The 26,185-nt window shown below is 56.5% G+C and carries 23 protein-coding genes, 1 pseudogene and 1 other annotated feature; of the genes and pseudogenes, 8 read left to right on the top strand and 16 right to left on the bottom strand.

The window, feature by feature from the left end; genetic code table 11:
• Nucleotides 1-2: 2 nt before the first annotated feature.
• Both ilvB and ivbL read right to left on the bottom strand, forming a co-directional pair.
• Nucleotides 3-1,691, bottom strand: coding sequence for an acetolactate synthase large subunit (gene ilvB / locus Electrica_RS00120; RefSeq protein WP_141962951.1), 1,689 nt, complete (start codon nt 1,689-1,691; stop codon nt 3-5).
• A gap of 101 nt (nt 1,692-1,792) precedes the next feature.
• Nucleotides 1,793-1,888 carry an ilvB operon leader peptide IvbL gene (gene ivbL / locus Electrica_RS00115; protein ID WP_100684613.1) on the bottom strand — a complete coding sequence of 32 codons (96 nt, stop codon included), beginning with the start codon at nt 1,886-1,888 and terminating at the stop codon, nt 1,793-1,795.
• 544 nt (nt 1,889-2,432) lie between these two features.
• On the opposite strand from ivbL, the pseudogene tisB reads away from it, so the two are divergent.
• From tisB to emrD, 4 genes and pseudogenes are all read left to right on the top strand, one after another.
• A pseudogene (tisB, locus tag Electrica_RS00110) lies at nt 2,433-2,550 on the top strand (type I toxin-antitoxin system toxin TisB); the annotation flags it as partial.
• 90 nt (nt 2,551-2,640) lie between these two features.
• On the top strand, nt 2,641-3,087 hold the full coding sequence (locus tag Electrica_RS00105; protein WP_100684612.1) for a GNAT family N-acetyltransferase: 447 nt from the start codon (nt 2,641-2,643) through the stop codon (nt 3,085-3,087).
• Between the two features lie 69 nt (nt 3,088-3,156).
• Nucleotides 3,157-3,990, top strand: a complete 834-nt coding sequence (locus tag Electrica_RS00100; protein ID WP_100684611.1) for a DMT family transporter — start codon at nt 3,157-3,159, stop codon at nt 3,988-3,990.
• Nucleotides 3,991-4,165: 175 nt separating this feature from the next.
• Complete coding sequence (gene emrD / locus Electrica_RS00095) at nt 4,166-5,350, top strand: multidrug efflux MFS transporter EmrD (protein ID WP_100684610.1); 1,185 nt, start codon at nt 4,166-4,168, stop codon at nt 5,348-5,350.
• Nucleotides 5,351-5,436: 86 nt separating this feature from the next.
• Here emrD and dsdC read toward each other — a convergent pair whose 3' ends face one another.
• Nucleotides 5,437-6,363, bottom strand: a complete 927-nt coding sequence (gene dsdC / locus Electrica_RS00090; RefSeq protein WP_100684609.1) for a DNA-binding transcriptional regulator DsdC — start codon at nt 6,361-6,363, stop codon at nt 5,437-5,439.
• 225 nt (nt 6,364-6,588) lie between these two features.
• Here dsdC and dsdX point away from each other — a divergent pair, with 225 nt between their 5' ends.
• Together dsdX and dsdA are read left to right on the top strand one after the other, a co-directional pair.
• Entirely contained in the window at nt 6,589-7,926 is a 1,338-nt protein-coding gene (gene dsdX / locus Electrica_RS00085; RefSeq protein ID WP_141962949.1) for a D-serine transporter DsdX, read from the top strand.
• Nucleotides 7,927-7,943: 17 nt separating this feature from the next.
• Complete coding sequence (dsdA, locus tag Electrica_RS00080; RefSeq protein ID WP_141962947.1) at nt 7,944-9,272, top strand: D-serine ammonia-lyase; 1,329 nt, start codon at nt 7,944-7,946, stop codon at nt 9,270-9,272.
• 47 nt (nt 9,273-9,319) lie between these two features.
• Here dsdA and Electrica_RS00075 read toward each other — a convergent pair whose 3' ends face one another.
• From Electrica_RS00075 to Electrica_RS00060, 4 genes are all read right to left on the bottom strand, one after another.
• Nucleotides 9,320-9,682, bottom strand: coding sequence for a DUF202 domain-containing protein (locus tag Electrica_RS00075; protein ID WP_141962945.1), 363 nt, complete (start codon nt 9,680-9,682; stop codon nt 9,320-9,322).
• On the bottom strand, nt 9,672-10,019 hold the full coding sequence (locus Electrica_RS00070) for a YidH family protein (RefSeq protein WP_131050156.1): 348 nt from the start codon (nt 10,017-10,019) through the stop codon (nt 9,672-9,674). Before Electrica_RS00070 ends, Electrica_RS00075 begins: the two co-directional genes overlap by 11 nt.
• A gap of 108 nt (nt 10,020-10,127) precedes the next feature.
• The gene (locus tag Electrica_RS00065) at nt 10,128-11,450 is read right to left on the bottom strand and encodes a 6-phospho-alpha-glucosidase (RefSeq protein ID WP_141962943.1); all 1,323 of its coding nucleotides are present in this window, start codon (nt 11,448-11,450) and stop codon (nt 10,128-10,130) included.
• Nucleotides 11,447-13,069, bottom strand: a complete 1,623-nt coding sequence (locus tag Electrica_RS00060; protein ID WP_141962941.1) for an alpha-glucoside-specific PTS transporter subunit IIBC — start codon at nt 13,067-13,069, stop codon at nt 11,447-11,449. The genes Electrica_RS00065 and Electrica_RS00060 overlap by 4 nt, the downstream gene beginning before the upstream one ends.
• A 298-nt stretch (nt 13,070-13,367) precedes the next feature.
• Between Electrica_RS00060 and Electrica_RS00055 the strand changes: the two genes are divergently transcribed.
• A complete protein-coding gene (locus Electrica_RS00055; RefSeq protein WP_100684602.1) occupies nt 13,368-14,114 on the top strand; it encodes a GntR family transcriptional regulator in 747 nt (248 codons plus the stop codon).
• On the opposite strand, the gene Electrica_RS00050 is transcribed toward Electrica_RS00055, so the two are convergent.
• From Electrica_RS00050 to ibpA, 3 genes are all read right to left on the bottom strand, one after another.
• On the bottom strand, nt 14,082-15,743 hold the full coding sequence (locus Electrica_RS00050) for a putative transporter (protein ID WP_100684601.1): 1,662 nt from the start codon (nt 15,741-15,743) through the stop codon (nt 14,082-14,084). The two genes, Electrica_RS00055 and Electrica_RS00050, sit on opposite strands and share 33 nt — an antisense overlap.
• Before the next feature lie 177 nt (nt 15,744-15,920).
• Nucleotides 15,921-16,349 carry a small heat shock chaperone IbpB gene (gene ibpB / locus Electrica_RS00045; RefSeq protein WP_141962940.1) on the bottom strand — a complete coding sequence of 143 codons (429 nt, stop codon included), beginning with the start codon at nt 16,347-16,349 and terminating at the stop codon, nt 15,921-15,923.
• A 113-nt stretch (nt 16,350-16,462) separates the two neighbouring features.
• The gene (ibpA, locus tag Electrica_RS00040; RefSeq protein ID WP_131050152.1) at nt 16,463-16,876 is read right to left on the bottom strand and encodes a small heat shock chaperone IbpA; all 414 of its coding nucleotides are present in this window, start codon (nt 16,874-16,876) and stop codon (nt 16,463-16,465) included.
• Nucleotides 16,870-16,943 (bottom strand) — a sequence feature (ROSE (Repression Of Heat Shock gene Expression) occurs in the 5'-region of heat shock genes and acts as an RNA thermometer to modulate expression.). It overlaps the preceding gene by 7 nt.
• A gap of 242 nt (nt 16,944-17,185) precedes the next feature.
• On the opposite strand from ibpA, the gene Electrica_RS00035 reads away from it, so the two are divergent.
• Entirely contained in the window at nt 17,186-17,518 is a 333-nt protein-coding gene (locus tag Electrica_RS00035) for a YceK/YidQ family lipoprotein (protein WP_131050170.1), read from the top strand.
• A gap of 1 nt (nt 17,519) precedes the next feature.
• On the opposite strand, the gene Electrica_RS00030 is transcribed toward Electrica_RS00035, so the two are convergent.
• From Electrica_RS00030 to dnaA, 6 genes are all read right to left on the bottom strand, one after another.
• On the bottom strand, nt 17,520-18,746 hold the full coding sequence (locus Electrica_RS00030) for a DUF3748 domain-containing protein (protein WP_141962938.1): 1,227 nt from the start codon (nt 18,744-18,746) through the stop codon (nt 17,520-17,522).
• Between the two features lie 240 nt (nt 18,747-18,986).
• Nucleotides 18,987-19,799: a sugar-phosphatase gene (yidA, locus tag Electrica_RS00025; RefSeq protein WP_131050150.1), complete on the bottom strand. Its 813-nt coding sequence runs from the start codon at nt 19,797-19,799 to the stop codon at nt 18,987-18,989.
• 213 nt (nt 19,800-20,012) lie between these two features.
• On the bottom strand, nt 20,013-22,427 hold the full coding sequence (gene gyrB / locus Electrica_RS00020) for a DNA topoisomerase (ATP-hydrolyzing) subunit B (RefSeq protein ID WP_100684596.1): 2,415 nt from the start codon (nt 22,425-22,427) through the stop codon (nt 20,013-20,015).
• Between the two features lie 28 nt (nt 22,428-22,455).
• Nucleotides 22,456-23,529 carry a DNA replication/repair protein RecF gene (gene recF / locus Electrica_RS00015; RefSeq protein ID WP_141962936.1) on the bottom strand — a complete coding sequence of 358 codons (1,074 nt, stop codon included), beginning with the start codon at nt 23,527-23,529 and terminating at the stop codon, nt 22,456-22,458.
• Between the two features lie 144 nt (nt 23,530-23,673).
• Nucleotides 23,674-24,774: a DNA polymerase III subunit beta gene (dnaN, locus tag Electrica_RS00010; RefSeq protein WP_100684593.1), complete on the bottom strand. Its 1,101-nt coding sequence runs from the start codon at nt 24,772-24,774 to the stop codon at nt 23,674-23,676.
• A 4-nt stretch (nt 24,775-24,778) separates the two neighbouring features.
• Nucleotides 24,779-26,185 (bottom strand): chromosomal replication initiator protein DnaA, encoded by a 1,407-nt coding sequence (dnaA, locus tag Electrica_RS00005; RefSeq protein ID WP_100684592.1) that lies wholly within the window; start codon nt 26,183-26,185, stop codon nt 24,779-24,781.

Here is a 26,185-nt window from a genome sequence, read left to right as displayed (position 1 = left end):
GTTTATTCCCCCACCATTTCTGTATTTGCCGCTCCCGGCGGAACCATCGGATAGACTTTCTCTTCCGCATCAATGCGCACATGAATCAGCGCCGGACCGGGACGATCGATGATCGCCTGCAGCGCTGCCTGCGGGTCGGCTTCGTGATTTAAATCGCAGGTTTGCAGGCCAAAGCCGGCGGCAATCTGCATAAAGTTAATCATTCCGGGATAGGTCGCGGCAAATACCCCCTGCTGATAAAACAGGCTCTGCTGCTGATAGACCAGCCCCAGCGCTTCGTTATTCATCAGGATGATTTTCACATCCAGCTGGTTTTCCGCCGCGGTGGCCATCTCCTGGATGTTCATCATCAGGCTGCCGTCGCCGGAAAAGCAGATGACTTTACGCTGTGGATTAGCCAACGCCGCTCCGACCGCTGCCGGCAGACCGAACCCCATGGTCCCCAGCCCGCCGGAAGTCAGCCATTGACGCGGGCGATTCAGCGGATACGCCTGGGCGACCCACATCTGATGCTGGCCGACGTCGGTGGTGACGATCGCCTCATCGTTAACGCAGGCAGCAACGGCGTTGATCAGGCCATAATGGGTGAGCGGGTCGCTCTCCTGCGGAATCGGGGAAGGGAACTCGCGCTGCAGATCCGCCACCAGCTGGCGCCACTCGTCGCGCGGCTGGGCGGCGACCTGCGGCGTCAGCTGCGCCAGAACGTCGGCCACATCCCCTTGAATCGCCACGTGCGGCTGCTTGATTTTACCCAGCTCGGAACGGTCGATATCGACGTGAATAATTTTCGCGTTCGGGCAGAACTGCTCGGTTTTACCAATCGCCCGGTCATCAAAACGCGCGCCTAAAACAATCAGTAAATCCGCTTCCTGCAGAATAAAGTTGGTGCTACGCGCGCCGTGCATCCCCAGCATGCCCAGCGACAGCGGGTGCGCCTTCGGCAGCATCCCCAGCGCCATCAGGGTCATGGTGGTAGGCAGGTTCGCTTTTTCCGCCAGCGCACGCACCTGCTCAGGAGCATTAATCACCCCGCCGCCCAGATAAAGTACCGGGCGTTTAGCCGCATTGATCATCGTCGCCGCATCGTGGACGCTGGCGCGGTCAAATGTCGGCGGCGCGGTGCGCGTGCCCGGCTCCGGTAACACCTCCAGCTCGATGGTCGCCGCCTGCACATCCTTAGGAATATCTATCCACACCGGGCCCGGGCGGCCGGACTGAGCAATGCGGAAAGCGTCGCTCATCACCTGCGGCAGTTCGGCAATATCGCGGACCAGGTAGTTATGTTTAGTGATGGGGATAGAGATACCGTAGGTGTCGACTTCCTGGAACGCGTCGGTCCCGATCATGGATGCCGGAACCTGGCCGGTAATGCACACCAGCGGAATCGAGTCCAGACGCGCATCGGCGATGGCGGTGATCAGGTTGGTGGCACCCGGGCCGCTACAGGCCATACAGACCGCCGGTTTGCCCTCAGTACGCGCCATCCCCTGAGCGATAAAACCCGCCCCCTGCTCGTGACGCGCCAGAACGTGGCGAATCTGCGTGCTTTGGCTTAATGCGTCATAGATGGGAAGGATTGAGCCGCCCGGGATGCCCGCAACGGTGGTGATCCCCTGGCGTTCCAGTAAATGAATAACTAACTGCGCGCCGGTAAAGCGCATTTTTTCTGCTGTTGTGCCCGAACTTGCCATGCTCCAGTCCTTTTATTTTGAGCCGACTTACCGGGCGAGTGTCGAAAAAAAACCCCGCCCGGTTTGCGCCGGCGGGGTTTGGAATCGTGTTGTTCCGGACCCTACGGCGCGTTGCCGACGACGACCACCACAGACACGACGACCACCGCGGCAGGCGCGGTTTTTAGTAGGGTCGAAGTCAGAGTGGCAGCGTTCATTAGGGACCTGTTGTGTCGAAAATTTAACTGAATTTATACAAACACAGCTGCCGCGATTAAACAACGGATTTATTTTCATCCACGAGGATTTGTGTGAAGGATCACAATTTCTGAGCGGTCGAAAAAACAAAAAACCCCGCCGGAGCGAGGTTTTTCTCAGCATTTTACGGCTGGTAACCGCAAGTACACTGTATTACGTCAACGCTGAAAGTATACGCGCGCGCAGACGTTCACGCAATTTTCACCCCGGTTTTTGCCAAAGTAGAGTATGGATGGCGAGCGCCATTTTGTCGAGAAAATACTGTTTATATATACAGTATTTGTTTATACTGAAAACGTACGCATTGTGTCATTCGGGGCCGCATGTATCACCGGCGCAATAAAGTCCTGGCTGAAACGGGTGGTGCCGTCAGCGCCTTAACCCCGAGAGAGCACACTGTGTTACGTCAACAAATACGCTAATGCCTGTCAGCCACGGCAACGTGTCCCGGCAGGCGGCGTATATCCTGGCTGGCAACAGGCGGCGGAAAGGTACGCCAGCCGGTCGTGCTCCTGTACCAGGGGAGACGCGTATGGGTGCCGTGGATATTGTTGTTCTTATCCTGAAACTCATGGTTGCCGTGTTGCAACTGCTTGATGCCGTCCTGAAACAGCTACGCTGATTCAGGTTCAAGTCGCACCTGGGAGGGGCGGGACACCGCCCCTCTACAGGCGGTTCCCATTAACCTTGTGCTGACTTACTGGAGAAAATCATGCCACCGCTGTTGATTGCCGCCACCACGCCCGACGACCCCGGGTTTATTGCTTTGCGCAGTGAAAGTCTCGCCCAACATTTCAATATGCTGCGCCGCCTGGCGGAGAACTGGCAAAGCGGCAAAAACCGCTTTAGCGCGCCTGGGGAAAAACTGCTGGGCGCCTTTGTCGCCGGGCAGCTGGTGGGGGTTTGCGGGCTGAATATTGACCCCTTCAGCCCGCAGCTGCGAGCCGGGCGCATCCGCCATTTATATATCAGCGACGCCTTCCGGCGGCAGAATATCGGCCAGCAACTGCTGGTGGCGGTCATCACCCACTCCGGCACCTGGTTTGATTTTCTCAACACGCACGCGCCGCCGTCGGCGTGGCCGTTTTATGAATCGCTTGGGTTTCGCCCGGTTTATGATGAGCCGCGGGTCACTCATCGCCTGTTCTGCTCGCTTTAAGCGCGGCTGGTCGGGTGAAAACCCCCGTGTTACAGTGCCAGGACCCGCTCACTCACCCGCACACCTGCCATGACGATAACCGTTTTCTGCGTTCTGCTGTTCGCCGCTCTGCTGCATGCCAGCTGGAATGCTATCGTCAAAGCAAGTGGAGATAAGCTGTACGCGGCGATTGGCGTGAGCGGCTCTGCCGCGCTTATCGCCCTCGCGGCCTTGCCTTTCGCACCGCAGCCCTCCCTGGCCAGCGTGCCGTATCTGGCGCTTTCCAGCGCATTGCAGGTGGTATACACCGTTCTGGTCGCCAAAACCTACCAGGTCTCCGACATGAGCCAGACCTATCCATTGATGCGCGGCACCGCGCCGCTGCTGGTGGCGGTGATTAGCGTCGCGTTCCTCGGCGACACGCTGTCGCCGCTGGCATGGACGGGGATTGGCGTAATCTGTCTGGCGATCCTCGCCATGGCCTGCAACGGCCGGACTCGCTCCGGCTACGGCATCACCCTCGCACTGATCAACGCCTGTTTTATCGCCGGCTATACGTTGGTTGATGGTACCGGCGTGCGGTTGTCGGATACGGCGCTGGGCTACACGCTGTGGTCCTTTTTGATGAACGGCTGCTGCCTGCTGAGCTGGTCGATGGTCGCTCGTCGCCAGCAAGCCAGCCGCTACCTGCGTCAGCACTGGAAAAAAGGCGCGATCGGCGGCCTGAGTACCATGGGATCATACGGTCTGGCGCTGTGGGCGATGACCCAGGCGCCGCTGGCGGTGGTGGCCGCGCTGCGAGAAACCTCGATTTTATTCGGCGCCGTCATCGCGTTCGTGCTGCTCAAAGAGAAGCTTATCGCCCTGCGAATCGTCGCCGCCTGCGGCATTGCGGCGGGGGCTATCCTGCTGCGTCTGTCCTGACGCAGAATGGCAACATTTGTTGCCGATTATTGTTTACAAAACCTGCCTGAAATTCCTCTCCAGTCATCGCCATATAGTTGTGCTGTCATTTTTATGTGGTAGATTCCTCCATCGTTTACGGGATGTTCCAGTCACATACTCTTTATTTATATCTAATCACGAAGTATTCATCGACATGAAACGGCATAAGAACTTCACTTTGTTGTTGATGCTGGTACTGCTGGTGGCCGTCGGCCAGATGGCGCAGACCATTTATATCCCGGCGATCGCCGATATGGCTATTTCGCTAAACGCCCGCGAAGGGGCCGTGCAGAGCGTCATGGCGGCTTATTTGCTGACCTATGGCGTCTCTCAGCTCTTTTATGGCCCGCTGTCCGACCGCACCGGAAGACGGCCGGTGATCCTCATCGGGATGTCTATCTTTATGCTGGCGACGCTGGTGGCTATCACCACCCACAGCCTGACGGTGCTGATTATCGCCAGCGCCATCCAGGGCATGGGAACCGGCGTCGGCGGAGTCATGGCGCGCACGCTGCCGCGCGATCTGTATGAAGGCTCCCAGCTCAGACATGCCAACAGCCTGTTAAATATGGGCATTTTGGTCAGCCCGCTGCTGGCGCCGCTGCTTGGCGGTATCCTCAATACGCTGTGGAGCTGGCGAGCATGCTACGCCTTCCTGCTGATTTTGTGCGCGGGCGTGACCTTTAGCATGGTGCGCTGGATGCCAGAAACCCGTCCGGCTGGCGCACCGCGCTCCCGGCTGGCGACCAGTTACAAAACGCTTTTCGGCAATACCGCGTTCAACTGCTATCTGCTGATGCTGATTGGCGGCCTCGCCGGAATCGCCGTATTCGAAGCCTGTTCCGGCGTGCTGATGGGCGCCGTGCTTGATCTAAGCAGCATGGCGGTGAGTATTCTGTTTATTCTGCCCATCCCGGCGGCTTTTTTCGGTGCCTGGTTTGCCGGACGCCCGCATAAACGCTTCTCAACCCTGATGTGGCAATCGGTGATTTGCTGCCTGCTGGCGGGCATCATGATGTGGATCCCAGGCCTGATGGGCGTGATGACCGTCTGGACGCTGCTGGTGCCCGCGGCACTGTTTTTCTTTGGCGCCGGCATGCTGTTCCCGCTGGCGACCAGCGGCGCGATGGAACCCTTCCCGTTCCTTGCCGGCACGGCAGGCGCGCTGGTGGGCGGCCTGCAAAACATCGGCTCCGGCGTCCTGGCCTGGCTCTCGGCGCTGATGCCGCAGACCGGTCAAAGCAGCCTCGGGTTATTGATGATGCTCATGGGCCTGCTGATTCTGCTGTGCTGGCTGCCGCTGGCTTCGCGTTTCAGCCGCCACCAGCAGCCGGTTTAGCGCCCGGCGTCTTCCCCGGATGGCGGCATATCTGCCTTACCGGGCTACCGTCCGTAGCCCCGGTTAGCGTAGCGCAACCGGGGGTCTCAGCGCACCAGGCTTTGCAGCCAGTGAATAAACGCGTCGATTTTCGGCCACTGGCGCCCCGCTAACGTCGTCACATAGTAGTGCTGGTGGCATTTCAACGTCATCTCGCCAAAGGGCGCAATCAGTTCTCCGCTCGCCAGGCGCTTTTGTACCAGCCGTTTACGCCCCATCGCCACGCCAACATGGTTCATCGCGGCAATCACCGCCAAATCTGAACGATCGAAGCCAATGCCCGACGATTGCGGCAAATTAACCCCAAAGTGCTGCGCCCAGCTAAACCATTCGTCGGTGCCGGAATCATTGCTCCAGGCCTGGCGATCGTGCAGCAGGGTGCAATGCTGCAGATTATCGGGGTTTTGCTGGAGCTGATGCTGCCGGGCATAGTCCGCCGTGCAAACCGGTACGATCGCTTCATCCATCAGATAATGGTGGGTTAATTGTGATGAAGGCAGATCGTCGAAATAGAGCGCCAGATCGATGCCCGCCCGCTGCATATTCACATTATCGTTGCCGGTGAGGACGGTAAGCGATATCGACGGATAGCGGCGGGTAAAGTCGCCGAGCGCCGGTACCAGCCAGCACTGGGCTATCGACGGGCGTGAGTAGACGGTCAGCGTGCCTGACAGTTCCTGATTTTTGATATCCAGAATCTCCTGGTTCAGACTGTCCAGCGAAGATTTCAGCGCCCAGAACACCCGCCGCCCCTCATGGGTTAACTCCACTTTCCGATGAGAGCGCACAAAGAGCTGAATACCCAGCTCTTCCTCCAGCTGATTCATCCGGTGGCTCACTGCGCTGGGAGTCAGCGATAGCTCTTCCGCCGCCAGGGCGAAAGATTCATGGCGCGCAGCGACCTCAAAGGTATACAGCTTTGACAGTTGCCAGCCGTTGAGCAGCCGGTTACCTATCTCTTTAGCGACATCCATCGTTCGATTCCCCTGATTGTTTAGCGCTGATTGTAAGAAAAATGGTTGCCCTGCGTGGGTTTAAAGATGAAAAAAAGTGACTCATGGCGCAAATAAAAGACAATTTTAGACATTAATCACCACTTTGATTCAATCTAATTCATCTGAAGCGCTATTTATATCGTTTGTCAGCCGGTGCCGTTTTTCTGTTCAATGACCCCATCTAATTCACGGGTGAGGTGGGGTATGGAGTCTCAGATTTGGGTTGTGAGCACGTTATTAATCAGCATTGTGTTGATTGTTTTGACTATCGTAAAACTGAAATTTCACCCCTTTCTGGCGCTGCTGTTAGCCAGTTTCTTCGTCGGCGCTATGATGGGGATGAGCCCGCTGGACATGGTCAACGCCATTGAAAATGGCATCGGTGGAACCCTCGGTTTCCTGGCGGCGGTGATCGGCCTCGGCACCATTCTTGGCAAAATGATGGAGATCTCAGGCGCCGCCGAACGTATCGGCCTGACGCTTCAGCGCTGCCGCTGGCTGTCGGTCGATGTGATCATGGTGCTGGTTGGCCTGATTTGCGGGATTACGCTGTTTGTCGAAGTCGGCGTGGTGCTGCTGATCCCGCTGGCCTTTTCCATCGCTAAAAAGACCCATACCTCCCTGCTGAAGCTGGCGATTCCGCTGTGCACCGCGTTAATGGCCGTGCACTGCGTCGTCCCGCCGCACCCGGCCGCGCTGTTCGTCGCCAATAAGCTGGGCGCCGATATCGGTAGCGTGATTGTCTACGGTTTGCTGGTTGGGTTGATGGCCTCGCTGGTTGGCGGCCCGCTGTTCCTGAAGCTGCTGGGCAACCGCCTGCCGTTCAAAGCGGTTCCTGTTGAGTTTGCCAATCTGGAAGTTCGTCAAGAAGAGACACTGCCGTCGCTCGGCGCTACGCTACTGACCATTTTGCTGCCGATCGCGCTGATGCTGGTAAAAACCGTTGCCGAGCTGAATATGGCTAAAACCGGCACGCTGTATATGTTGCTGGAGTTTATCGGCAACCCGATTACCGCCATGTTTATCGCCGTCTTCGTGGCCTACTACGTCCTCGGCATCCGGCAGAATATGGGGATGGCTACGCTGCTGAGCCATACCGAAAAGGGCTTTGGCTCCATTGCCAATATCCTGCTGATTATCGGCGCAGGCGGCGCGTTCAACGCGGTCCTGAAAACCAGCGGCCTGGCCGATTCACTGGCGGTGATTCTGTCCGGCATGCATATGCACCCGATTCTGCTGGCCTGGCTGGTGGCGCTGATTCTGCATGCGGCGGTCGGTTCTGCCACCGTCGCCATGATGGGGGCTACGGCCATCGTGGCGCCGATGCTGCCGCTCTACCCTAGCGTTAGCCCGGAGATCATCGCCATTGCCATTGGTTCCGGCGCAATTGGCTGCACGATCGTTACCGATTCCCTGTTCTGGCTGGTTAAACAATACTGCGGTGCGAGCCTGAGCGAGACGTTCAAATACTATACAACCGCTACATTTATCGCATCCTTACTTGCACTAGCCTGCACGTTCCTGCTTTCTTTCATCATCTGAGCGCAAAGAGACGTAATATGAAAAACGCTGACATGACCACTTTACTTGCCCGGTTCCCTCTGCTGAAGGATCTGGTTGCCCTGAAAGAAACCACCTGGTTTAACCCGGCAACCACTTCGCTGGCGGAAGGTTTACCCTACGTTGGCCTGACGGCTGACGATGTTCAGGAGGCCCGCGCCCGCCTTGAGCGTTTTGCGCCGTATCTGGCGCAGGCATTCCCGGAAACCGCCGCCACCGGGGGGATTATTGAATCCGGGCTGGTCGCTATCCCGGCAATGAAAGCACGGCTGGAGCAGGCTTTTATCCAGCCCATTTACGGCGATCTGCTGCTGAAAAAAGACAGTCATCTGCCGATTTCCGGCTCCATCAAGGCCCGCGGCGGTATTTACGAGGTGCTGACCCACGCCGAAAAGCTGGCGCTGGAAGCGGGGTTACTTGCCACCGAAGATGACTATCGCAAGCTGCTGACCCCGGAATTTAAGCAGTTCTTTAGCCAGTACAGCATCGCCGTCGGTTCCACCGGCAACCTGGGGATGTCGATTGGCATCATGAGCGCATGTATCGGTTTTAACGTCACCGTGCATATGTCTGCCGATGCCCGGGCATGGAAAAAAGCGAAGCTGCGCAGCCACGGCGTAACGGTGGTTGAATACGAACAGGATTACGGCGTCGCGGTCGAACAGGGGCGTAAAGCCGCCGAAGCGGACCCCAACTGCTTCTTTATCGATGATGAGAACTCACGCACGCTGTTCCTCGGCTACGCCGTCGCAGGCGAGCGCCTGAAAGCGCAGTTTGCCCACCAGGGACGCGTGGTCGATGCCGACCATCCGCTGTTTGTCTATCTGCCGTGCGGCGTCGGCGGCGGTCCTGGCGGGGTCGCGTTTGGTCTGAAGCTGGCTTTCGGCGACCATGTACACTGTTTCTTCGCTGAACCCACGCACTCTCCTTGCATGTTGCTCGGCGTCCATACCGGCCTGCATGATGAAATTTCGGTCCAGGATCTGGGTATTGATAATCTCACTGCCGCCGACGGCCTGGCCGTTGGTCGCGCTTCCGGGTTTGTCGGCAGGGCTATGGCGCGTCTGCTGGATGGTTTCTATACCCTCAGCGACCAGACGATGTACGACATGCTGGGCTGGCTGGCGCAAGCGGAAAATATCCGCCTGGAGCCGTCCGCGCTGGCCGGGATGGCCGGACCGCAGCGCGTTTGCGCCAGCGAGACATATCAGCAGATGCACGGCTTCACAACCCGCCAGATGGACAACGCCACGCATCTGGTCTGGGCGACCGGCGGCGGCATGGTGCCGGAAGAAGAGATGGCGCAGTACCTGGCGAAAGGGCGTTAATACCACGGGCTCAGGGGCGGGGGATACGCCGCTGGGCCCACTTTCCGTTATGTCACACTCTGCAGAAATAACGCTATCTGCCGCAGGTGCGTGGCCGCAAACATCAGCGACAGCGAAAGGACGGCGACGGCAATGAAAAACTTGTCACGTATCGCCTGCGGCTGAACAAAATCACTCTCGTCCACATCCATCAGCTTACGGCGCCGCGTGTAGCCCCAGAGCACAATAACCACTATCGCCAGGACGCCAATCGATAGCCAGAACAGCGCCCCCGCGCGATGCCAGTTATGTTTAATCGCCAGCGCCATCAGTGCCGCATAGCCCAGCAACGTGCGAAACCAGGCCAGCGATGTCCGTTCCGGCTGCAATCCCGGATCGCTTTCCCGCCGCGCCCGGCGCTTATCCGCCATACAGAACCAGGCCTATCACCACTACCACCACCATCATCAGCAACAGACTGATCGCCAGCAGCGTTCTGGTGTAGGGCAGATCCTGCTTCAGGCGCATCGCTTTTTCGTTACTCAGCCAGCGCAGGTAGCCATAAATCGCCAGGCCGCCGGCAAACAAACACAGCAGCAGCGCCAGCACTTCGCGAATCAGCGGCGTGGCAAAATCCGGCGCCAGCTGATCTAAGCCGACCCCGGCGGCAAGAAAGCCTAATGCCGTGCGGATCCACGCCAGAAAAGTGCGTTCGTTGGCCAGCGAGAAGCGGTAATCCGGCGCTTCGCCGACGCGGGAAATTTTCATCAGGGTTCCTTGTTCGTAGCGCGGACAGGCTTCAGCATAGCGTAATTTGTGACGAACAGGGGAGCAGCGAAAGAACCGGCACCCGATGGATGCCGGCTAAGGTGAGGATTAATGCAGTTCCGGCCAGTACTCTTTGTTGGCCTCAATCAGGTCGTCGAGTATCGCTTTCGCGACGGATGCGCTCGGCACGGTTTTCGACAGCGTAATCGCCTGCCACAGCTTGTGATAAGAACGATGTTCCCAGGCATCGACCACCAGTTTCTCCACCGCTACCTGCTGGCTCATCATCCCTTTCTGGAAGTTCGGAATATCGCCGACCGTCAGCGGTTCCGGCCCGTTGTGGCCCACCAGGCACGGAATTTCCACCATCGCATCGGCATCAAAATTATGGATAGCGCCATTGTTCGGTACGATCAGCAGCATGCGCTCCTGGGTGTTGAAGGCAATGGCGGTCGCCAGATCCACGATGTATGAGGCGTGCTCATCAATTTCCAGATCGCCGGCGGAAGATTGACCCGCGGCAATAATTGCCCGACAGGCGCTAAAGACATTTTTCTCGCGGTGATCCATCACCTCGTTAGCGCGGGTACGCGCCGGGTTAGAGTGCTCGACGACGTAATCCGGGAACAGGTAATACTTCAGGTAGGTATTCGGCATAGTATCCGGATCCAGCGCCTGCACATCTTTCGCTTTGGCGAAGGTATCGTTCCAGCTGGCCTCGGTATGCGGATCGTTGGAAGGCGGCACATAACCATATTTCGCCACATGTTCGCGCAGTTTCGGCATCAGATCGTTGCCCTGCAGATCTTCAATCGACGTCCACCAGCCGAAGTGGTTCAGCCCGTAATAGCGCACCCGCATCTGTTTACGATCTTTGAGGCCGACAATTTGCGCCATGCGCCCTTCAATGCCGATCGGCATATCGCAGATATTGAGGATTTTCGCATTCGGACGCAGGCGACGCGTAGCTTCCGCGACGATGGCCGCCGGGTTGGAGTAGTTCAGCATCCAGGCGTTCGGCGAATATTTTTCCATATAGTCCACCAGTTCCAGCACGCCGCCGATAGAGCGCATGCCGTAGGCGATCCCGCCAGGCCCGCAGGTTTCCTGGCCCAGCACGCCGTGGCGCAGCGGGATTTTTTCATCTTTTTCGCGCATCGGATATTTGCCAACACGGATATGCGCCATCACAAAATCCACATCGGTAAAGGCCGCCTGCGGGTCGGTGGTATAGCTGAACTCAATTTCCGGCGCCTGCTCTTTAAGAATCACTTTACACGCTTCGGCGATGGTCTCCTGACGCGCGCCGTCGTTGTCATAAAATTTCAGTGCCCGCAGCGGGAAACGGTCCTGGTTTGCTAACAACATCAATACGATACCTGGTGTGAATGTACTGCCGCCGCCTGCGATAACAACTGAGAATTTTTTCATGATACTGCCTCCGTCATGGTGGTTTGTTCGGTCTGTAGAGAATTTTTCATCAGGGATTCCAGCTGGTCGCGAACCTGGGGAACATGCAGGCCGACGATGACCTGAATCCCGTTGCCGCGACGCACCACCCCGTGAGCGCCCAGCGCTTTAAAGACGTCGTCGCTTTGTGTTTTCGCCATATCGATTAGCGTGATACGAAGTCGGGTGGCGCAATTGTTGACGCATTCGATATTGCTTGCGCCGCCCAGCGCCTGCAGAAAGCCAGCGGCCTGACCCGAGTTGGATACCGCGGCGCCCGCCGCACTTGTCTTGCCACGCGCGGCCTGGTAATCCGCCTTGCTGTAGAGTTTGATTTCACTCGCTTCGCGGCCCGGCGTCTTCAGATTGAAATGCAATATCAGGGCGCGGAAGATAACGAAGTAGATAGCGGTGAAGCACACTCCGATGCCTATCTGGATGAACATCATCGAGGCATGGTTGTGAAACATCGGGATCCAGTTTTGCGGCAGGAACTGGTCAAGCAGACCACCGCCGAAGTTACCGACGACCCCGCACATATACATCACCGTCGCCATCGTCGCCGCCAGCACCGCATGGACGGCAAACAGCAGCGGCGAGATAAACAGGAAGGTGAATTCCAGCGGTTCGGTAATCCCCACCAGCATGGCGGTCAGCGTCGCCGGAATCAGCAATCCGGCCACTTTGACGCGGTTTTCCGGCGCGGCGGTGAAATAGAGCGCCAGCGCAATCCCGACCGAGCCAAAGACCTTGGCGTTGCCGTGCAGGGCGAAACCGCCTTCCGGGAACAGGGCTTTCAGCGGTTCGGTACTCTGGCTGAACTCCTGCAGATGCTGTGCCCAGTAGACCTGGAGACCGCCTTCCACCACCGCCGGGCCAAAAATAAACGGTCCGTAGACAAAGTGATGCAGGCCGGTGGGAATCAGAATGCGCTCAAGGAAAATATAGACCCAGACCCCTAACGCCCCGGCAGAGCGTAAAAAAGCCTGCAGCGATTCAATGCCCATCTGCACCTTTGGCCACCCCAGCAGCGTTAACCATGCGCAGGGGATCATCGCCAGGAAGGCAACGATAACGACAAATGAAGAGCCCTGGAAAATACCGAGGAACACCGGCAGCGGTTTATCAAAATAGCGGTTATGCAGGGCGGTGACGATCCCGGAAATCACGATCGCGCCGATGATACTGGTATCCAGCGTTTTAATGCCGGCAATCATCGTCAGGCCGCTGCCGGCCGTGGGGTCGGCAGAAAAATCGACGCCGAAAAAATGGCCCCAGGTCATGCCCATGGCGTTGATGAAGTAGTTCCACGTCAGGAAACTCACCAGCACGGCAAGGCAAGCTCGCCCCTGCGCCTGCTTCGCGAGGCCAATCGGTAAGCCGACGGCGAAAATCAGCGGCATGTTACGAAATACCGTCCAGCCGCCTTCTTCAATAATGTGAACAATCTGAGCAAATAAGCTATCGGGTGCAGTGAGCGCTTCGCCGACAAACATCGGGTTGCGTAGCATAATGGCAATACCCACCACGATCCCGGCGAAAGGAAACAGTAAAACCGGGGTAAACATGGCGCCGCCAAAGCGTTGTATTTGACTGAGCATTTTAAAATCCTCATTTAACAACCAGTAGGGTAAGAGGCCTTATTTGTCATGAGTATCGGCCTACAGCGAGAATAGGAATTTACTCGCCCGACAACATGCGATGGCGTTGCGATCCGTGATCGCTTTCATGGTTTTAATTCCGCCAATGTTGTCTACTTTTTGAATTAAAAATAGACATCATGAATGACGCGGATTAAAACATCAGAATGAATAAATCATATCTTTATGTATTTAATCGTTTTATTTGCAATTCACATCGTTAACCGTCCCGTTTAAAAAGTGAAACAGAGGTCTACTGGTGATCTATAAATCTATCGCGGACAGATTGCGCCTGCGGCTGAATTCTTCCGATTTCAATATCGGTAGCCCGCTGCCGGGAGAGAAAAAGCTGGCAGAAGAGTTTGGCGTGGCGCGGATGACAATCCGCAAAGCTATCGAGCTGCTGATTAGCTGGGGGCTGGTGGTTCGCCGCCACGGATCCGGCACCTTTGTCGCCCGCAAAGATGTGCATCACGAGACCACTAACCTCACCGGTCTGGCGGAAGTGTTACGCAAGCAGGGTAAAGAGGTGGTGAGCGAGGTGCTGGTATTCGAAGTCATGCCGGCGCCGCCGGCCATCGCCAGCCAGCTACGGATACAGATTAATGAACGGATCTACTTCTCGCGCCGGGTGCGTTACGTGGACGGCAAACCCCTGATGCTGGAAGACAGCTATATGCCGGTCAAACTGTTCCGTAACCTGTCGCTGGCGCATATGGAAGGGTCAAAATTCGATTACATTGAGAAAGAGTGCGGGATAACCATTAGCGGTAACTATGAAAGCCTGACGCCGGTACTGGCGGACAAGCAGCTGGCCCGGTCGATGAATGTCCCGGAACAGACGCCGCTGCTGCGGATTACTTCGCTTTCCTACAGCGACAGCGGTGAGTTTCTGAACTATTCGGTGATGTTCCGCAACGCCAGTGAATACCAGGTGGACTACCATCTGCGGCGCGTCCACCTGGAGACGCCGTTAACTCATTCCCCAGAACAACACGGCCAGTAGCTGCGGCGTAATGATGCGCAAAAACATCACCAGCGGATAAACCGTGGCATACGAGAGCGCCGCGGCTCCGCTGGTGGCATGCAGGTTGTTGGCGAAAGCCAGCGCCGGAGGGTCGGTCATCGACCCGGCCAGCATGCCGCACAGGGTCAGGTAGTTCATCTTCATCAGCAGCCGCGCCAGAATGCCCGCCGTTAGCAGCGGAATCGCGGTAATAAAAATGCCGTAGGCAATCCAGCTCAGCCCGTCGCCTGCGGTCAGCGTGACGACAAAATCACCGCCGGACTTCAGCCCGACGACCGCCAGGAAGAGCACAATCCCCAGCTCACGGAGCGCAAGGTTGGCGCTCGGCGGCATAAACCAGTAGAGCTTGCCGATACTGCCGATTCGCCCGAGGATCAGCGCCATAATCAGCGGCCCACCGGCGAGCCCCAGCTTTAACGCCACCGGGAAACCGGGAACAAACAGCGGAATGGAGCCCAGTAAAACCCCGAGGCCAATGCCGATAAATACCGGCAGCATCTGTACCTGCTGCAATTTTTGCTGGGCGTTACCCAGTTCGGCGGCCACCGCATCAATGGCTTCCGGGCGGCCAACCAGGTTAAGAATATCGCCGAACTGCAGGCTGGCATGGCTGCTGGCCACCAGCTCAACCCCGGCGCGATTAAGCCGCGAGATAACCACGTCATAGCGCTGTTTAAAATGCAGGTCGCGGATCCGCTTACCCAGCACCTTCTCATTGGTGACCACCACCCGCTCAACTTTCAAATCCGTGCCGCGGGTTGAAAGCGAAGTAGCAACTTCCTTGCCGATAACCAGCTGCGCGTTGTGCAAATCCTCCGGACGCCCGACCAGGTGCAGGAGATCGCCGGTTTGAATTAAGGTCCCCGGTGCCGGCACCATCAGCAGATCGTCACGTTTGAGACGGGAGCAAATCAGCTTATCGCTGTTGAGCATCGGCACGTCCTGAATCGCCATATTGTTCAGGTTCGGGTTTTCAACCCGGACGTTAATCGTTTGCAGAACCGCGTGCCCGTTCCCGCTGCTCTCATCAAACTGCTGGGCCTCTTTTTCGACGTTAACGCGAAAGAACAGACGCATCAGCCACATGGTCAGCAAGATGCCGCAAATACCAAACGGATAGGCCATGGCATAGCTCATCCCCATCTGATCGACCACGTCAAACGGTACGCCGAGATCGCGCAGGATTTGCTGCCCGGCCCCCAGCGCCGGCGTATTCGTGACTGCGCCGGAGAAAATACCGAGCACCACCGGCAGCGGGATATCAAAGAGCTTATGCAGCACGGCGGTCACCAGCCCCCCAAGGATGACAATCAGGATGGCAAAGAGATTGAGCCGTAGCCCGGAGACGCGCAGGGAGGCGAAGAACCCCGGCCCCACCTGGATGCCGATGGTATAAACAAAGAGAATCAGGCCAAATTCCTGAATGAAATGCAGCATCGGGCTGCTAAGAGCGATACCCGCCTGGTCCACAAAGTGGCCCACAATAATGCCGCCAAACAGCACGCCGCCAATGCCAAACCCGACGCCGCGAATTTTGACATTGCCGATCCACAATCCGACTACCGCCACCAGCGCCAGAACGCTGACGGTCAATGCTATATCACTCATCGTCTGTTCCCTGTGAATAACATTATCAACACCATGGATTATGGCTTAAGCCCCCGGGCCTGTATGCAGCCTGGCGCACAATAATCGGCGGGTCATCGCAATGACGTATCGACCATGAGACCAGGTTTTCAGGTAAAAAAAAGCCCCGAAAATCGGGGCCTTGTATGCGAAGTCAGCTTAGCTGTCGAGCGCAGGACGCTCGCTGATGGCGATACGCTGCGGGATAACCGCTTCCGGTTCGTTGCGGGTTAAATCAATGTGCAGCAACCCGTTATTGAATGTGGCACCGGAGACTTCCATATTTTCTGCCAGGGTGAAGCTCAGGCTAAAGGCCTGGCTGACTAACCCCTGGTGCAGCCATTTCGTTTCTTTGTCGGCCTGCTGCGGCGTACCTTTCACGCTCAGGCGCGTCCCTTCCAGCTGAATATCCAGATCTTCCTGACGGAAACCGGCCAGCGCAAGGGTAATGCGATAGTGGTTATCGTCGCTTTTTTCAATGTTATACGGCGGGAAGCTCTGGCTTTCGCTGGTGGTTTGCAGTGCATTGGCCAGTTTGTCAAAACCGATCCATTGACGCAGCAGTGGGGATAAATCGTCGTTACGCATAATGTATTTCTCCTTCTATGAAGCGAGTTGATCTCTGCAAATCCGGTGGATTCGCATCTGCTCCCTGACGGCAAGCAAGTTTGCAAGCGGGCCGCGTGGCGACCCGGATAAAATTAGTTAATTTCGATACGGCGCGGTTTGTCCGCTTGCGGAATCACGCGTTCCAGATCGATATACAGCAGGCCGTTGACCAGGTTTGCGCCGCGGATATGGATATTTTCCGCCAACTGGAATTTGCGCTCAAAGTTGCGTTCCGCAATGCCCTGATAGAGATAGGTACGTTCTTTCTGCTCGGCTGCATGGGCGCCTTTGACGACCAGCAAATTATCCTGCGCGGTGATCTCCAGTTCGCTCTCGGCAAAACCGGCCACGGCAATAGCGATGCGGTAATGGTTTTCATCTACCAGCTCGACGTTATACGGAGGGTAGCCGCCATTACTCTGGCTCTGATTGTTTTCTAACAGATTAAAAAGGCGGTCAAAACCAATTGCAGAACGATACAGCGGAGAAAGATCGAAATTACGCATAATAAAAAGCTCCTGAAGTCAGCGAGAATTTATGACCTTCCATCATGGACAGGTCGTTATTACCCGGAATACCCCGCAGGCGTATCTTCATCGGGTCACATTGCTAAAATGTGGCTCATTCCGTCATTTTCAAGCGCGAAAAACCTTTTTTTTTTGCAGTTTCCTGCCGATTGCTTAGACTGGGTGGAAAGCACAAAAAGCAAAATACGATGCCTGCCACAGTGCGGTGCAATAACGCCAGGCATTCATGGAATGGCTCGATATAACCGATATGAAGGTTATCTCAATGCCCGAAACGACGATGGAAAAATGATGAAAAGCGGTCTGTTAAAGCTAATCCTGTTCAGCGGGATGGTAAGTTTGGGCGGTTGCTCCAGCGTGATGTCACATACCGGCGGAAAGGAAGGAACCTATCCGGGAACTCGCGCCAGCGCGGAAATGCTGGGTAACAGTGATGCCAACTGGGGAACAAAATCCCTGGTCGCACTCGATATGCCCTTCACCGCGGTGATGGACACGCTGCTGCTGCCGTGGGATATGTTCCGTACCGACAGCTCGATAAAATCGCGCGTCGAGAAAAGTGAGAAAAGCTCGCTGGCGACCAACGCCGTGATTCCACCGGCGGCCATGCCAGCGCCCTGATTTAAACCCCGACGCCGGTTATCCACAGCTGGCGATAGCCATTCACATCTTGCATCCAGGCAAGGTGTTTCCCGTCCGGAGAAAACACCACAGCATCCGCCGAAGGCGGGTTTTCATGATCGGCAGTCAAAAATATAATTTCACCGCTCCGGGCATGACAGATAGCCATGCGGTTATCCAGCACAAATCCCAGCCACTCCCCTGACGGGTGCCAGTTAAACGCCGATTGAATATCGTTAACATTGTGAGTCAGCTGCCGCAGATCGCGCCCCTGGGGGGAAATCAGCCATAGCTGCACCACACCCGCCTCGTCGCGCATCAGGAAGGCAATCTGCGTCGCCTGCGGGTTGGCCCGTACCCAGTGCCGCGGCGTATTGACCAGCCCCGGATAGCGTCGATGGTGAGTGAATGTTAAACGCCGCTGCATGACTCCGGCCGGCGGTGCTGGCATGGTGGTCTCCGTACCGGCCAGCGGCGCCTCGCCCTGTTGCTTCCAGCCCTGCTCGCTCTGCGGCAACGCCACAATAAACAGCTCAGGGATTCTGGCGCCATTGCTCGACAGCGTATCGCCGATAAATGCCAGCGCATGGTTCCCCACCCAACCCTCTTCGTATGCGCGGTTTATCTCATCGCTGCCCGGCACCGGCGTCGGCGTTGTCCGGCTGACCAGAACGCTCCAGTGGCTGCCGCCATATTCACGCGGATGCTGCCCGTCCGGCGTGACCGGGCCATAAGGGGTCGCAACGCCGACGTTTCGCAGGTCAAGGGAGGCCGCGCGTTGGTGCAGGACATGATCGTTATAGGTAAAGCTGACGAACTGCCCGTTTGGGCTATAAACATGAACATGACTGCCGCCGCGCAGCGCGCCCGGCGTATACGGCGCGGTGATATCCATCGCATCAAGGTTGTGCGCCACACCCTGGTATGTCACCACGCCGCGACGATGGTGGAAATCATACTGCCAGTTTTCATCCGGGTGTTCCGGACCGTGTATAAAGACATATTTATCCATCGCAGGATGAACGGTCACCACGCCGACATGAGCCCCGTGTTGCGCAGCATAGAGAATTTCGACGGCCCCGGTTTGCACATTGACCCGTTCAATCGTCTTCCCGGTAAAGGAGGCGCCCGACGGACGGACGTCAAAGGCCAGCCACTGGCTGTCCGCAGTCCAGGTTTGCGTATTGGTTAGCTGATGATGGCGGGGAGCAAAGGTGACTTGTTTCATAGAGATACCCTGATGCGCAACGTTCGCATCAGGGTATAGCATCGGACAGAATTAACCTACACGTTTAACATCGCCCACCGGCAGGATACAGGACAGCGCGCCCGGCATTGCGACCGCGGCGATAAAGGGAAAACGGATGTGCGGATCGGCGTACGATGAGGCAAAACACGGCCTGAGGGGTTCATGTTATGCATCATCAAGGCGGAGTCAGGCCCGAGAACACCGGGCCTGAAGAGCAGGTCAGGATAAAACGTACTTCTCAATCGCCCAGGCCACACCATCTTCAAGGTTCGATTTGGTAATAAAGTTAGCGGCTTCCTTCACCGTCGGAATCGCGTTATCCATCGCCACGCCAACGCCGGCAAACTCAATCATCGCAATGTCGTTTTCCTGATCGCCAATCGCCATGATCTCGTCCTGCCTGATATTCAGCGCATCGGCCAGGGACTTCACGCCGGTCCCTTTATTGACGCGTTTATCGAGGATTTCGAGGAAGTACGGCGCACTTTTCAGCACGGTGTACTTCTCTTTGACTTCCGCTGGAATACGGGCGATAGCCTGGTCAAGGATGACCGGCTCATCGATCATCATCACCTTCAGCAGCTGGATATTCGGGTCCATATTTTCGGCTTCGCAGAAAACCAGCGGAATCGTCGCCACGTAGGACTCATGCACCGTGTAGTAGCTCACATCGCGGTTAGCGGTATACAGCGTATTACGATCGAGAGCATGGAAGTGAGAGCCGACATCGCGGGAAAGCTGTTCGAGATAGCGGTAGTCATCATAGCTCAGCGCGGTTTGCGCCACGGTGCTGCCGTCGCTTGCTTTCTGCACTAATGCGCCGTTGTAGGTGATGCAGTAGTCTCCCGGCTGCTCCATGTGCAGCTCTTTCAGATAGCTGTGCACACCGGCATACGGACGGCCGGTGGTGAGCACGACGTTGACGCCGCGCGCGCGCGCCGCAGCAATCGCGGTTTTAACCGCAGGAGAGATGGTATGGTCCGGCAGCAGCAGCGTACCGTCCATATCAATTGCAATCAGTTTAATAGCCATGAGATCCCCAGGTAAGATGAGTCCTGGGCCATGCTAACGCGATTCCGCTCAAAAAACAGCAACAGAAGCAGGGGAAAACGAGGATAGGATCGCAATAAGGGATTCCTCTTTTAGACCCGAGGAATCCCCGCATAGTGACGCCAGGCGCCCTGTCCGGGCAACATATTCCGCAGCCCCGGCCAGCATCGCGCCACCGGGGAGCAGCGGATGAGTTTAGATATCGATATTCGCCGCTTTCAGGGCGTTTTCTTCGATAAAGGCGCGGCGCGGTTCTACGGCATCGCCCATCAGGGTGGTGAACAGCTGATCGGCAGCAATCGCATCCTTCACCGTCACGCGCAGCATACGACGGCTGTCCGGATCCATGGTGGTTTCCCACAGCTGATCCGGGTTCATCTCGCCCAGCCCTTTATAGCGCTGGATAGCGAGGCCACGACGGGACTCTTTCACCAGCCAGTCCAGCGCCTGCTCGAAGCTGGCTACCGGCTGACGGCGTTCGCCACGTTCGATAAACGCGTCATCTTCGATAAGCCCACGCAGTTTCTCGCCCAGCGTGCAAATACGACGATACTCACCGCCGGTGACAAACTCGTGATCCAGCGGATAGTCGGTGTCCACGCCGTGGGTACGCACGCGGATAACCGGTTCGAACAGATGCAGCCCGGCATTTTCGTGAACATCGAATTTCCACAGGCTGCCGTGCTGCTCTTTCTCATTGAGATCGGTCACCAGCGCATTCACCCAGCGGGTTACGGTCTGCTCATCAGACAGATCGGCTTCGTTCAACGTCGGTTGGTAAACCAGCTCTTTCAGCAGCGCTTTCGGGAAGCGACGTTCCATGCGAACAATCATTTTCTGCGTCGCATTGAACTCAGCAACCAGTTTCTCTAACGATTCGCCCGCCAGGGCCGGAGCGCTGGCGTTGGTGTGCAGCGTTGCGCCATCCAGGGCTATCGAGATCTGGTATTGATCCATCGCTTCATCGTCTTTGATGTACTGTTCCTGCTTGCCTTTCTTCACTTTGTACAGCGGCGGCTGTGCAATGTAGACATGGCCACGTTCAACAATTTCCGGCATCTGACGGTAGAAGAAGGTCAACAGCAGGGTACGAATGTGCGAGCCGTCGACATCCGCATCGGTCATGATGATGATGCTGTGATAACGCAGTTTATCCGGGTTGTACTCGTCGCGCCCGATGCCGCAGCCAAGCGCGGTAATCAGCGTCGCCACTTCCTGAGAAGAGAGCATTTTATCGAAGCGGGCTTTCTCGACGTTGAGGATTTTACCCTTCAGCGGCAGGATTGCCTGGTTCTTACGGTTACGGCCCTGTTTCGCAGAACCGCCCGCCGAGTCCCCTTCCACGAGGTACAGTTCGGAGAGCGCCGGGTCGCGTTCCTGGCAGTCTGCCAGTTTGCCCGGCAGGCCAGCCAGGTCCAGCGCGCCTTTACGGCGGGTCATTTCACGCGCGCGACGCGCGGCTTCACGCGCACGGGCCGCATCAATGATTTTACCGACCACGATTTTGGCGTCAGACGGGTTTTCCAGCAGATATTCATTCAGCAGTTCGTTCATCTGCTGCTCTACCGCCGATTTCACCTCAGAAGAGACCAGCTTGTCTTTGGTCTGTGAGGAGAACTTGGGATCCGGAACCTTCACGGAAACTACGGCAATCAGACCTTCACGCGCATCGTCACCGGTGGCGCTGACCTTCGCTTTTTTGCTGTAGCCTTCTTTATCCATGTAGGCGTTCAGGGTACGGGTCATCGCCGCACGGAAACCGGCCAGGTGCGTACCGCCGTCGCGCTGGGGAATGTTGTTGGTAAAGCAGTAGATGTTTTCCTGGAAACCATCGTTCCACTGCAGTGCGACTTCCACGCCAATACCGTCTTTTTCGGTGGAGAAGTAGAAGATATTCGGGTGGATCGGCGTTTTGTTCTTGTTGAGATACTCAACGAACGCCTTGATGCCGCCTTCGTAGTGGAAATGGTCTTCTTTGCCGTCACGCTTGTCGCGCAGGCGGATAGACACCCCGGAGTTGAGGAATGACAGCTCACGCAGGCGTTTTGCCAGGATTTCGTATTCGAATTCGATGACGTTAGTGAAGGTTTCATAGCTCGGCCAGAAACGCACCATGGTACCGGTTTTTTCGGTATCACCGGTTACGGCCAGCGGCGCCTGCGGTACGCCGTGGGCGTAGAGCTGGCGGTGAATCTTGTTGTCGCGCTGAATCACCAGCTCCAGTTTCTGTGACAGGGCGTTAACCACCGAGACGCCCACGCCGTGCAGACCACCGGAGACTTTATAGGAGTTATCATCAAATTTACCGCCTGCGTGCAGCACGGTCATGATGACTTCCGCTGCCGATACGCCCTCTTCCGGGTGAATGCCGGTCGGAATACCGCGGCCATCGTCCTGTACGGAGACGGAGTTATCGCTATGGATAGTGACAACGATGTCTTTACAGTAACCTGCGAGCGCTTCGTCGATAGCGTTATCCACAACCTCGAATACCATGTGGTGCAGACCGGTGCCGTCATCCGTGTCGCCGATATACATACCCGGGCGCTTACGCACCGCATCCAGCCCTTTCAGGACTTTGATACTGGAGGAGTCATAAGAATTCGACATCAACGTTTCTCGCTCATTTAAACTTAAGTTAATCCGTTATTTTACCCTTTTCCACGGTGAACATCTTCGAATTTTTGTCCGACATGTCCATTACGTGCTCAGCGCTGATTGCGCTGACGAAAACCTGCGACTGCGTGGCTTTTAAGCGGCTGGCAAGCAGCCCACGCCGCGCGTCATCAAGTTCCGAGGCAAAATCATCTATCAGATACAGACAGCGTCTCCCGCTTTCGCGGGTTAAAAACTCCCCCTGCGCCAGTCGTAGCGCGCACATCAGGAGTTTAAGCTGCCCGCGTGACAAAGTATCTTCGACCGGCGCGCCATCGGCACGAATGCGGAAATCCGCTTTGTGCGGGCCGTGGGCGGTGTAGGTCAGCATGCGGTCACGCTCGAAGTTTCTCTCCAGCACTTCGGAATAATCCGTTTCTTTCTCCCAGCCGCGCTGGAAGGAGAAGGTCAGAGAGAACTCAGGTAAAAACTGTTTACAGGTATCCGCCATGTCTTCGACGATAGCGGCGCTATATTCGGCACGCCAGCGGCTGATTTGTTCCGCCAGCGGAATCAGTTCCAGATCCCAGGGGCGTATCTGCGCATAGCGGCTGACCTGGCGCAGCGCGGCATTACGCTGCTTCAACAGGCGCTTCAGATTGCTCCAGGCGGTAAAGAATCCGGCTTCATTGTGAAAGCATCCCCAGTCGAGGAACGCTCTCCTGTATTTGGGGCCGCCGTTGAGTAATGTAAACCCCTCCGGCGTAATCAGCTGCATCGGCATCAGGTGCGCCAGCTCCGCCACTTTGTGGCCATCGGTGCCGTCAATACGCACCTTGCTGTCGCCCTGCTTATCTTTGGTCAGGCCGATGGCGGTCTCACGCTCTTCGCCCTGCAGACGCCCGTGCAGCACAAACGACTCCTGCTCGTGGCGAATCACCCGGCCAATTTGTAGGCTGCGAAACGCCCGACCGTGGCCGAGCGTATAAATGGCCTCCAGCACGCTGGTTTTGCCGCTGCCGTTAGCGCCAACCAGGAAATTAAAGCCGGGGGATAAAGCGAGATCCGCATCTTCAATATTGCGGAAGTCTTTGATTAGCAGGCGCGTTAGTGACATATCCGGAGTTCTTCAGGCCAGGGCGTAATCGGCGCAGCCAGTTTCAACGCGGACTGCGCACAGACCCTGGAGCGTACACGAAGTACGTGACAGGGGCGAGCACAGCCCAGGTTGAAAATGGCAAGTAAGATAGCCCGATATTCTTTACAAGCGCATAGGCATGACAACGTAGGCGGCCGATTGTGACGCCGCATCCTCAATCTGCACGCTCGACACCGAATCGGTCAGCAAAATACGCACATTTTCGCACTTCAGCGCATTAAGCACATCCAGCACGTAGCTGACGTTAAAGCCGATTTCCATCTCGCTGCCGGAGTAAGAAACGTCGAGAATCTCTTCCGCTTCTTCCTGTTCCGGGTTATTGGCGGTGATTTTCAGCTGATTTTCGCTGACGTACAGACGCACGCCGCGGAATTTTTCGTTCGACAGAATCGCCGCGCGGGCAAAGGCCTGCTTGAGAATATCGCAGCCCGCATCCAGATGTTTATCCGGGTTCTTCGGCAATACCCGGCGATAATCAGGGAAACGGCCGTCAACCAGCTTCGATGTGAAGATAAAATCACCGACATGGGCGCGAATATTGTTGCTGCCAATCTGCACGCGCAGCGGCGTATCGCCGCCATCAAGCATGCGCATCAGCTCAATCACCCCTTTACGCGGCACGATCACCGAGTGGTTCGGCAATGATTCACCCAGCGGCATTGAACAGACCGCCAGACGGTGGCCGTCGGTAGCCACGGTACGCAGTTCGTCACCTTCGGTTTCAAACAGCATGCCGTTTAAGTAATAACGCACATCCTGATGGGCCATCGAAAACTGGGTGGCTTCAATCAGGCGCTTCATGGTCGCCTGCGGCAGGGTCAATTCGACTTCACTCTGCCAGTCATCAAGATTCGGGAAATCGGCAGCGGGCAGGGTCGACAGCGAAAAACGGCTGCGCCCGGAACGCACCAGCATCCGATCGCCTTCCAGCTGAACGGCAATCTCCGCGCCTTCGGGCAGGCCGCGGCAAATATCAAAGAATTTTCGCGCCGGAACGGTCGTTGCACCCGCCTCATGCGGATGAATCAGCGCAACGCGCGCCACCATTTCCATTTCGAGGTCCGTACCGGTCAGCGACAGCGCGCCATCCGAGACCTGAAGCAGCAGGTTACCGAGAATGGGCAGCGTCGGACGACCCCCTAAGGGACCGCTCACCTGTTGCAGCGGCTTTAATAAATGTTCACGTTCTACGGTAAATTTCATAGCGTCACGAGGATAATGTTCTGATTAAATTGGAAAAGTCTTCTTTAATATCGTGGCTTTCTTCACGCAGCTGCTCAATTTTACGACAGGCGTGCAGCACGGTGGTATGGTCGCGACCGCCAAACGCATCGCCGATTTCCGGCAAACTGTGGTTGGTCAGCTCTTTCGCCAGCGCCATCGCCATCTGGCGTGGACGCGCCACCGAACGGGAGCGGCGTTTCGACAACAGGTCCGCTACCTTAATCTTGTAATATTCCGCCACCGTCTTCTGAATATTGTCGATGGTGACCAGTTTTTCCTGCAGCGCCAGCAGATCGCGCAGCGCTTCGCGCACGAAATCGATGGTGATCGCCCGGCCGGTAAAGTTGGCATTGGCAATAACGCGGTTCAGCGCCCCTTCCAGCTCACGTACGTTAGAGCGTAGACGCTTGGCGATAAAGAATGCCACTTCTCCCGGCAGACGAATGTCGTTTTCGTCGGCTTTTTTCATCAGGATCGCCACGCGGGTTTCCAGCTCAGGCGGCTCGATCGCCACCGTCAGCCCCCAGCCAAAGCGGGATTTCAGACGATCCTCAACACCATTGATCTCTTTCGGATAGCGATCCGAGGTGAGAATGATCTGCTGATTACCTTCCAGCAGGGCATTAAAGGTGTGGAAAAACTCTTCCTGCGAGCGCTCTTTATTGGCAAAGAACTGAATATCATCGATCAGCAGGGCGTCGACGGAGCGGTAGTAGCGTTTAAACTCTTCAATGGCGTTGTTCTGTAAGGCTTTAACCATATCCTGAACAAAACGCTCCGAGTGCATATAGACCACTTTGGCGTTGGGTTTGCGCGCCACAATGCCGTTACCGACCGCGTGCAACAAGTGGGTTTTACCCAGACCGGTACCGCCATAAAGGAATAAAGGGTTATAGGCGCCGCCTGGATTATCGGCAACCTGACGCGCCGCCGCGCGAGCCAGTTGGTTAGATTTACCTTCAACGAAATTGTCGAAGGTGTGCTTAACGTTAACGTTAGAGCGGTAGGTCGGCTCCGCCGGCGCCGGGACGTTATCCCAGCCGGGACGCACGATCGTTGGCGCGACGCGCGCCGTCTGAACCTGCGCTGCCGGTGTGGCGGTCGCAACATGCGTATTTATCGCGCCGCGTTGCGCCTGCACTGCCGGGCGGGTCCCGACTTCAAATCGCAGCTGTGGGGCATCAGCACCGCAAAAATCATTGAGGAGTCCATTGATATTATTGAGGTATTTATCCCTTACCCAATCGAGCACAAAACGGTTTGGCGCATACAGTGCCAACGTGTTATCGCTCAATTCCGCCTGCAACGGGCGTATCCACATACTAAATTCTGTGGCTGGTAACTCATCCTGCAATCGGGCAAGACACTGCTGCCAAAGCGAAAGTGACAC

Source organism: Klebsiella electrica, assembly GCF_006711645.1.
Classification (GTDB): domain Bacteria; phylum Pseudomonadota; class Gammaproteobacteria; order Enterobacterales; family Enterobacteriaceae; genus Klebsiella; species Klebsiella electrica.
The sequence above is the reverse complement of the archived record's forward strand: the minus strand, read 5'-3'. Positions and strand labels throughout refer to the sequence as shown.

Excerpts from the sequence above, each read along its gene's own strand:
- ilvB (WP_141962951.1), bottom strand. The coding sequence starts at position 1,691 with ATGGCAAGTTCGGGCACAACAGCAGAAAAAATGCGCTTTACCGGCGCG.
- ivbL (WP_100684613.1), bottom strand. The coding sequence starts at position 1,888 with ATGAACGCTGCCACTCTGACTTCGACCCTACTAAAAACCGCGCCTGCC.
- Electrica_RS00105 (WP_100684612.1), top strand. The coding sequence starts at position 2,641 with ATGCCACCGCTGTTGATTGCCGCCACCACGCCCGACGACCCCGGGTTT.
- Electrica_RS00100 (WP_100684611.1), top strand. The coding sequence starts at position 3,157 with ATGACGATAACCGTTTTCTGCGTTCTGCTGTTCGCCGCTCTGCTGCAT.
- emrD (WP_100684610.1), top strand. The coding sequence starts at position 4,166 with ATGAAACGGCATAAGAACTTCACTTTGTTGTTGATGCTGGTACTGCTG.
- dsdC (WP_100684609.1), bottom strand. The coding sequence starts at position 6,363 with ATGGATGTCGCTAAAGAGATAGGTAACCGGCTGCTCAACGGCTGGCAA.
- dsdX (WP_141962949.1), top strand. The coding sequence starts at position 6,589 with ATGGAGTCTCAGATTTGGGTTGTGAGCACGTTATTAATCAGCATTGTG.
- dsdA (WP_141962947.1), top strand. The coding sequence starts at position 7,944 with ATGAAAAACGCTGACATGACCACTTTACTTGCCCGGTTCCCTCTGCTG.
- Electrica_RS00075 (WP_141962945.1), bottom strand. The coding sequence starts at position 9,682 with ATGGCGGATAAGCGCCGGGCGCGGCGGGAAAGCGATCCGGGATTGCAG.
- Electrica_RS00070 (WP_131050156.1), bottom strand. The coding sequence starts at position 10,019 with ATGAAAATTTCCCGCGTCGGCGAAGCGCCGGATTACCGCTTCTCGCTG.
- Electrica_RS00065 (WP_141962943.1), bottom strand. The coding sequence starts at position 11,450 with ATGAAAAAATTCTCAGTTGTTATCGCAGGCGGCGGCAGTACATTCACA.
- Electrica_RS00060 (WP_141962941.1), bottom strand. The coding sequence starts at position 13,069 with ATGCTCAGTCAAATACAACGCTTTGGCGGCGCCATGTTTACCCCGGTT.
- Electrica_RS00050 (WP_100684601.1), bottom strand. The coding sequence starts at position 15,743 with ATGAGTGATATAGCATTGACCGTCAGCGTTCTGGCGCTGGTGGCGGTA.
- ibpB (WP_141962940.1), bottom strand. The coding sequence starts at position 16,349 with ATGCGTAACGACGATTTATCCCCACTGCTGCGTCAATGGATCGGTTTT.
- ibpA (WP_131050152.1), bottom strand. The coding sequence starts at position 16,876 with ATGCGTAATTTCGATCTTTCTCCGCTGTATCGTTCTGCAATTGGTTTT.
- Electrica_RS00035 (WP_131050170.1), top strand. The coding sequence starts at position 17,186 with ATGATGAAAAGCGGTCTGTTAAAGCTAATCCTGTTCAGCGGGATGGTA.
- Electrica_RS00030 (WP_141962938.1), bottom strand. The coding sequence starts at position 18,746 with ATGAAACAAGTCACCTTTGCTCCCCGCCATCATCAGCTAACCAATACG.
- yidA (WP_131050150.1), bottom strand. The coding sequence starts at position 19,799 with ATGGCTATTAAACTGATTGCAATTGATATGGACGGTACGCTGCTGCTG.
- gyrB (WP_100684596.1), bottom strand. The coding sequence starts at position 22,427 with ATGTCGAATTCTTATGACTCCTCCAGTATCAAAGTCCTGAAAGGGCTG.
- recF (WP_141962936.1), bottom strand. The coding sequence starts at position 23,529 with ATGTCACTAACGCGCCTGCTAATCAAAGACTTCCGCAATATTGAAGAT.
- dnaN (WP_100684593.1), bottom strand. The coding sequence starts at position 24,774 with ATGAAATTTACCGTAGAACGTGAACATTTATTAAAGCCGCTGCAACAG.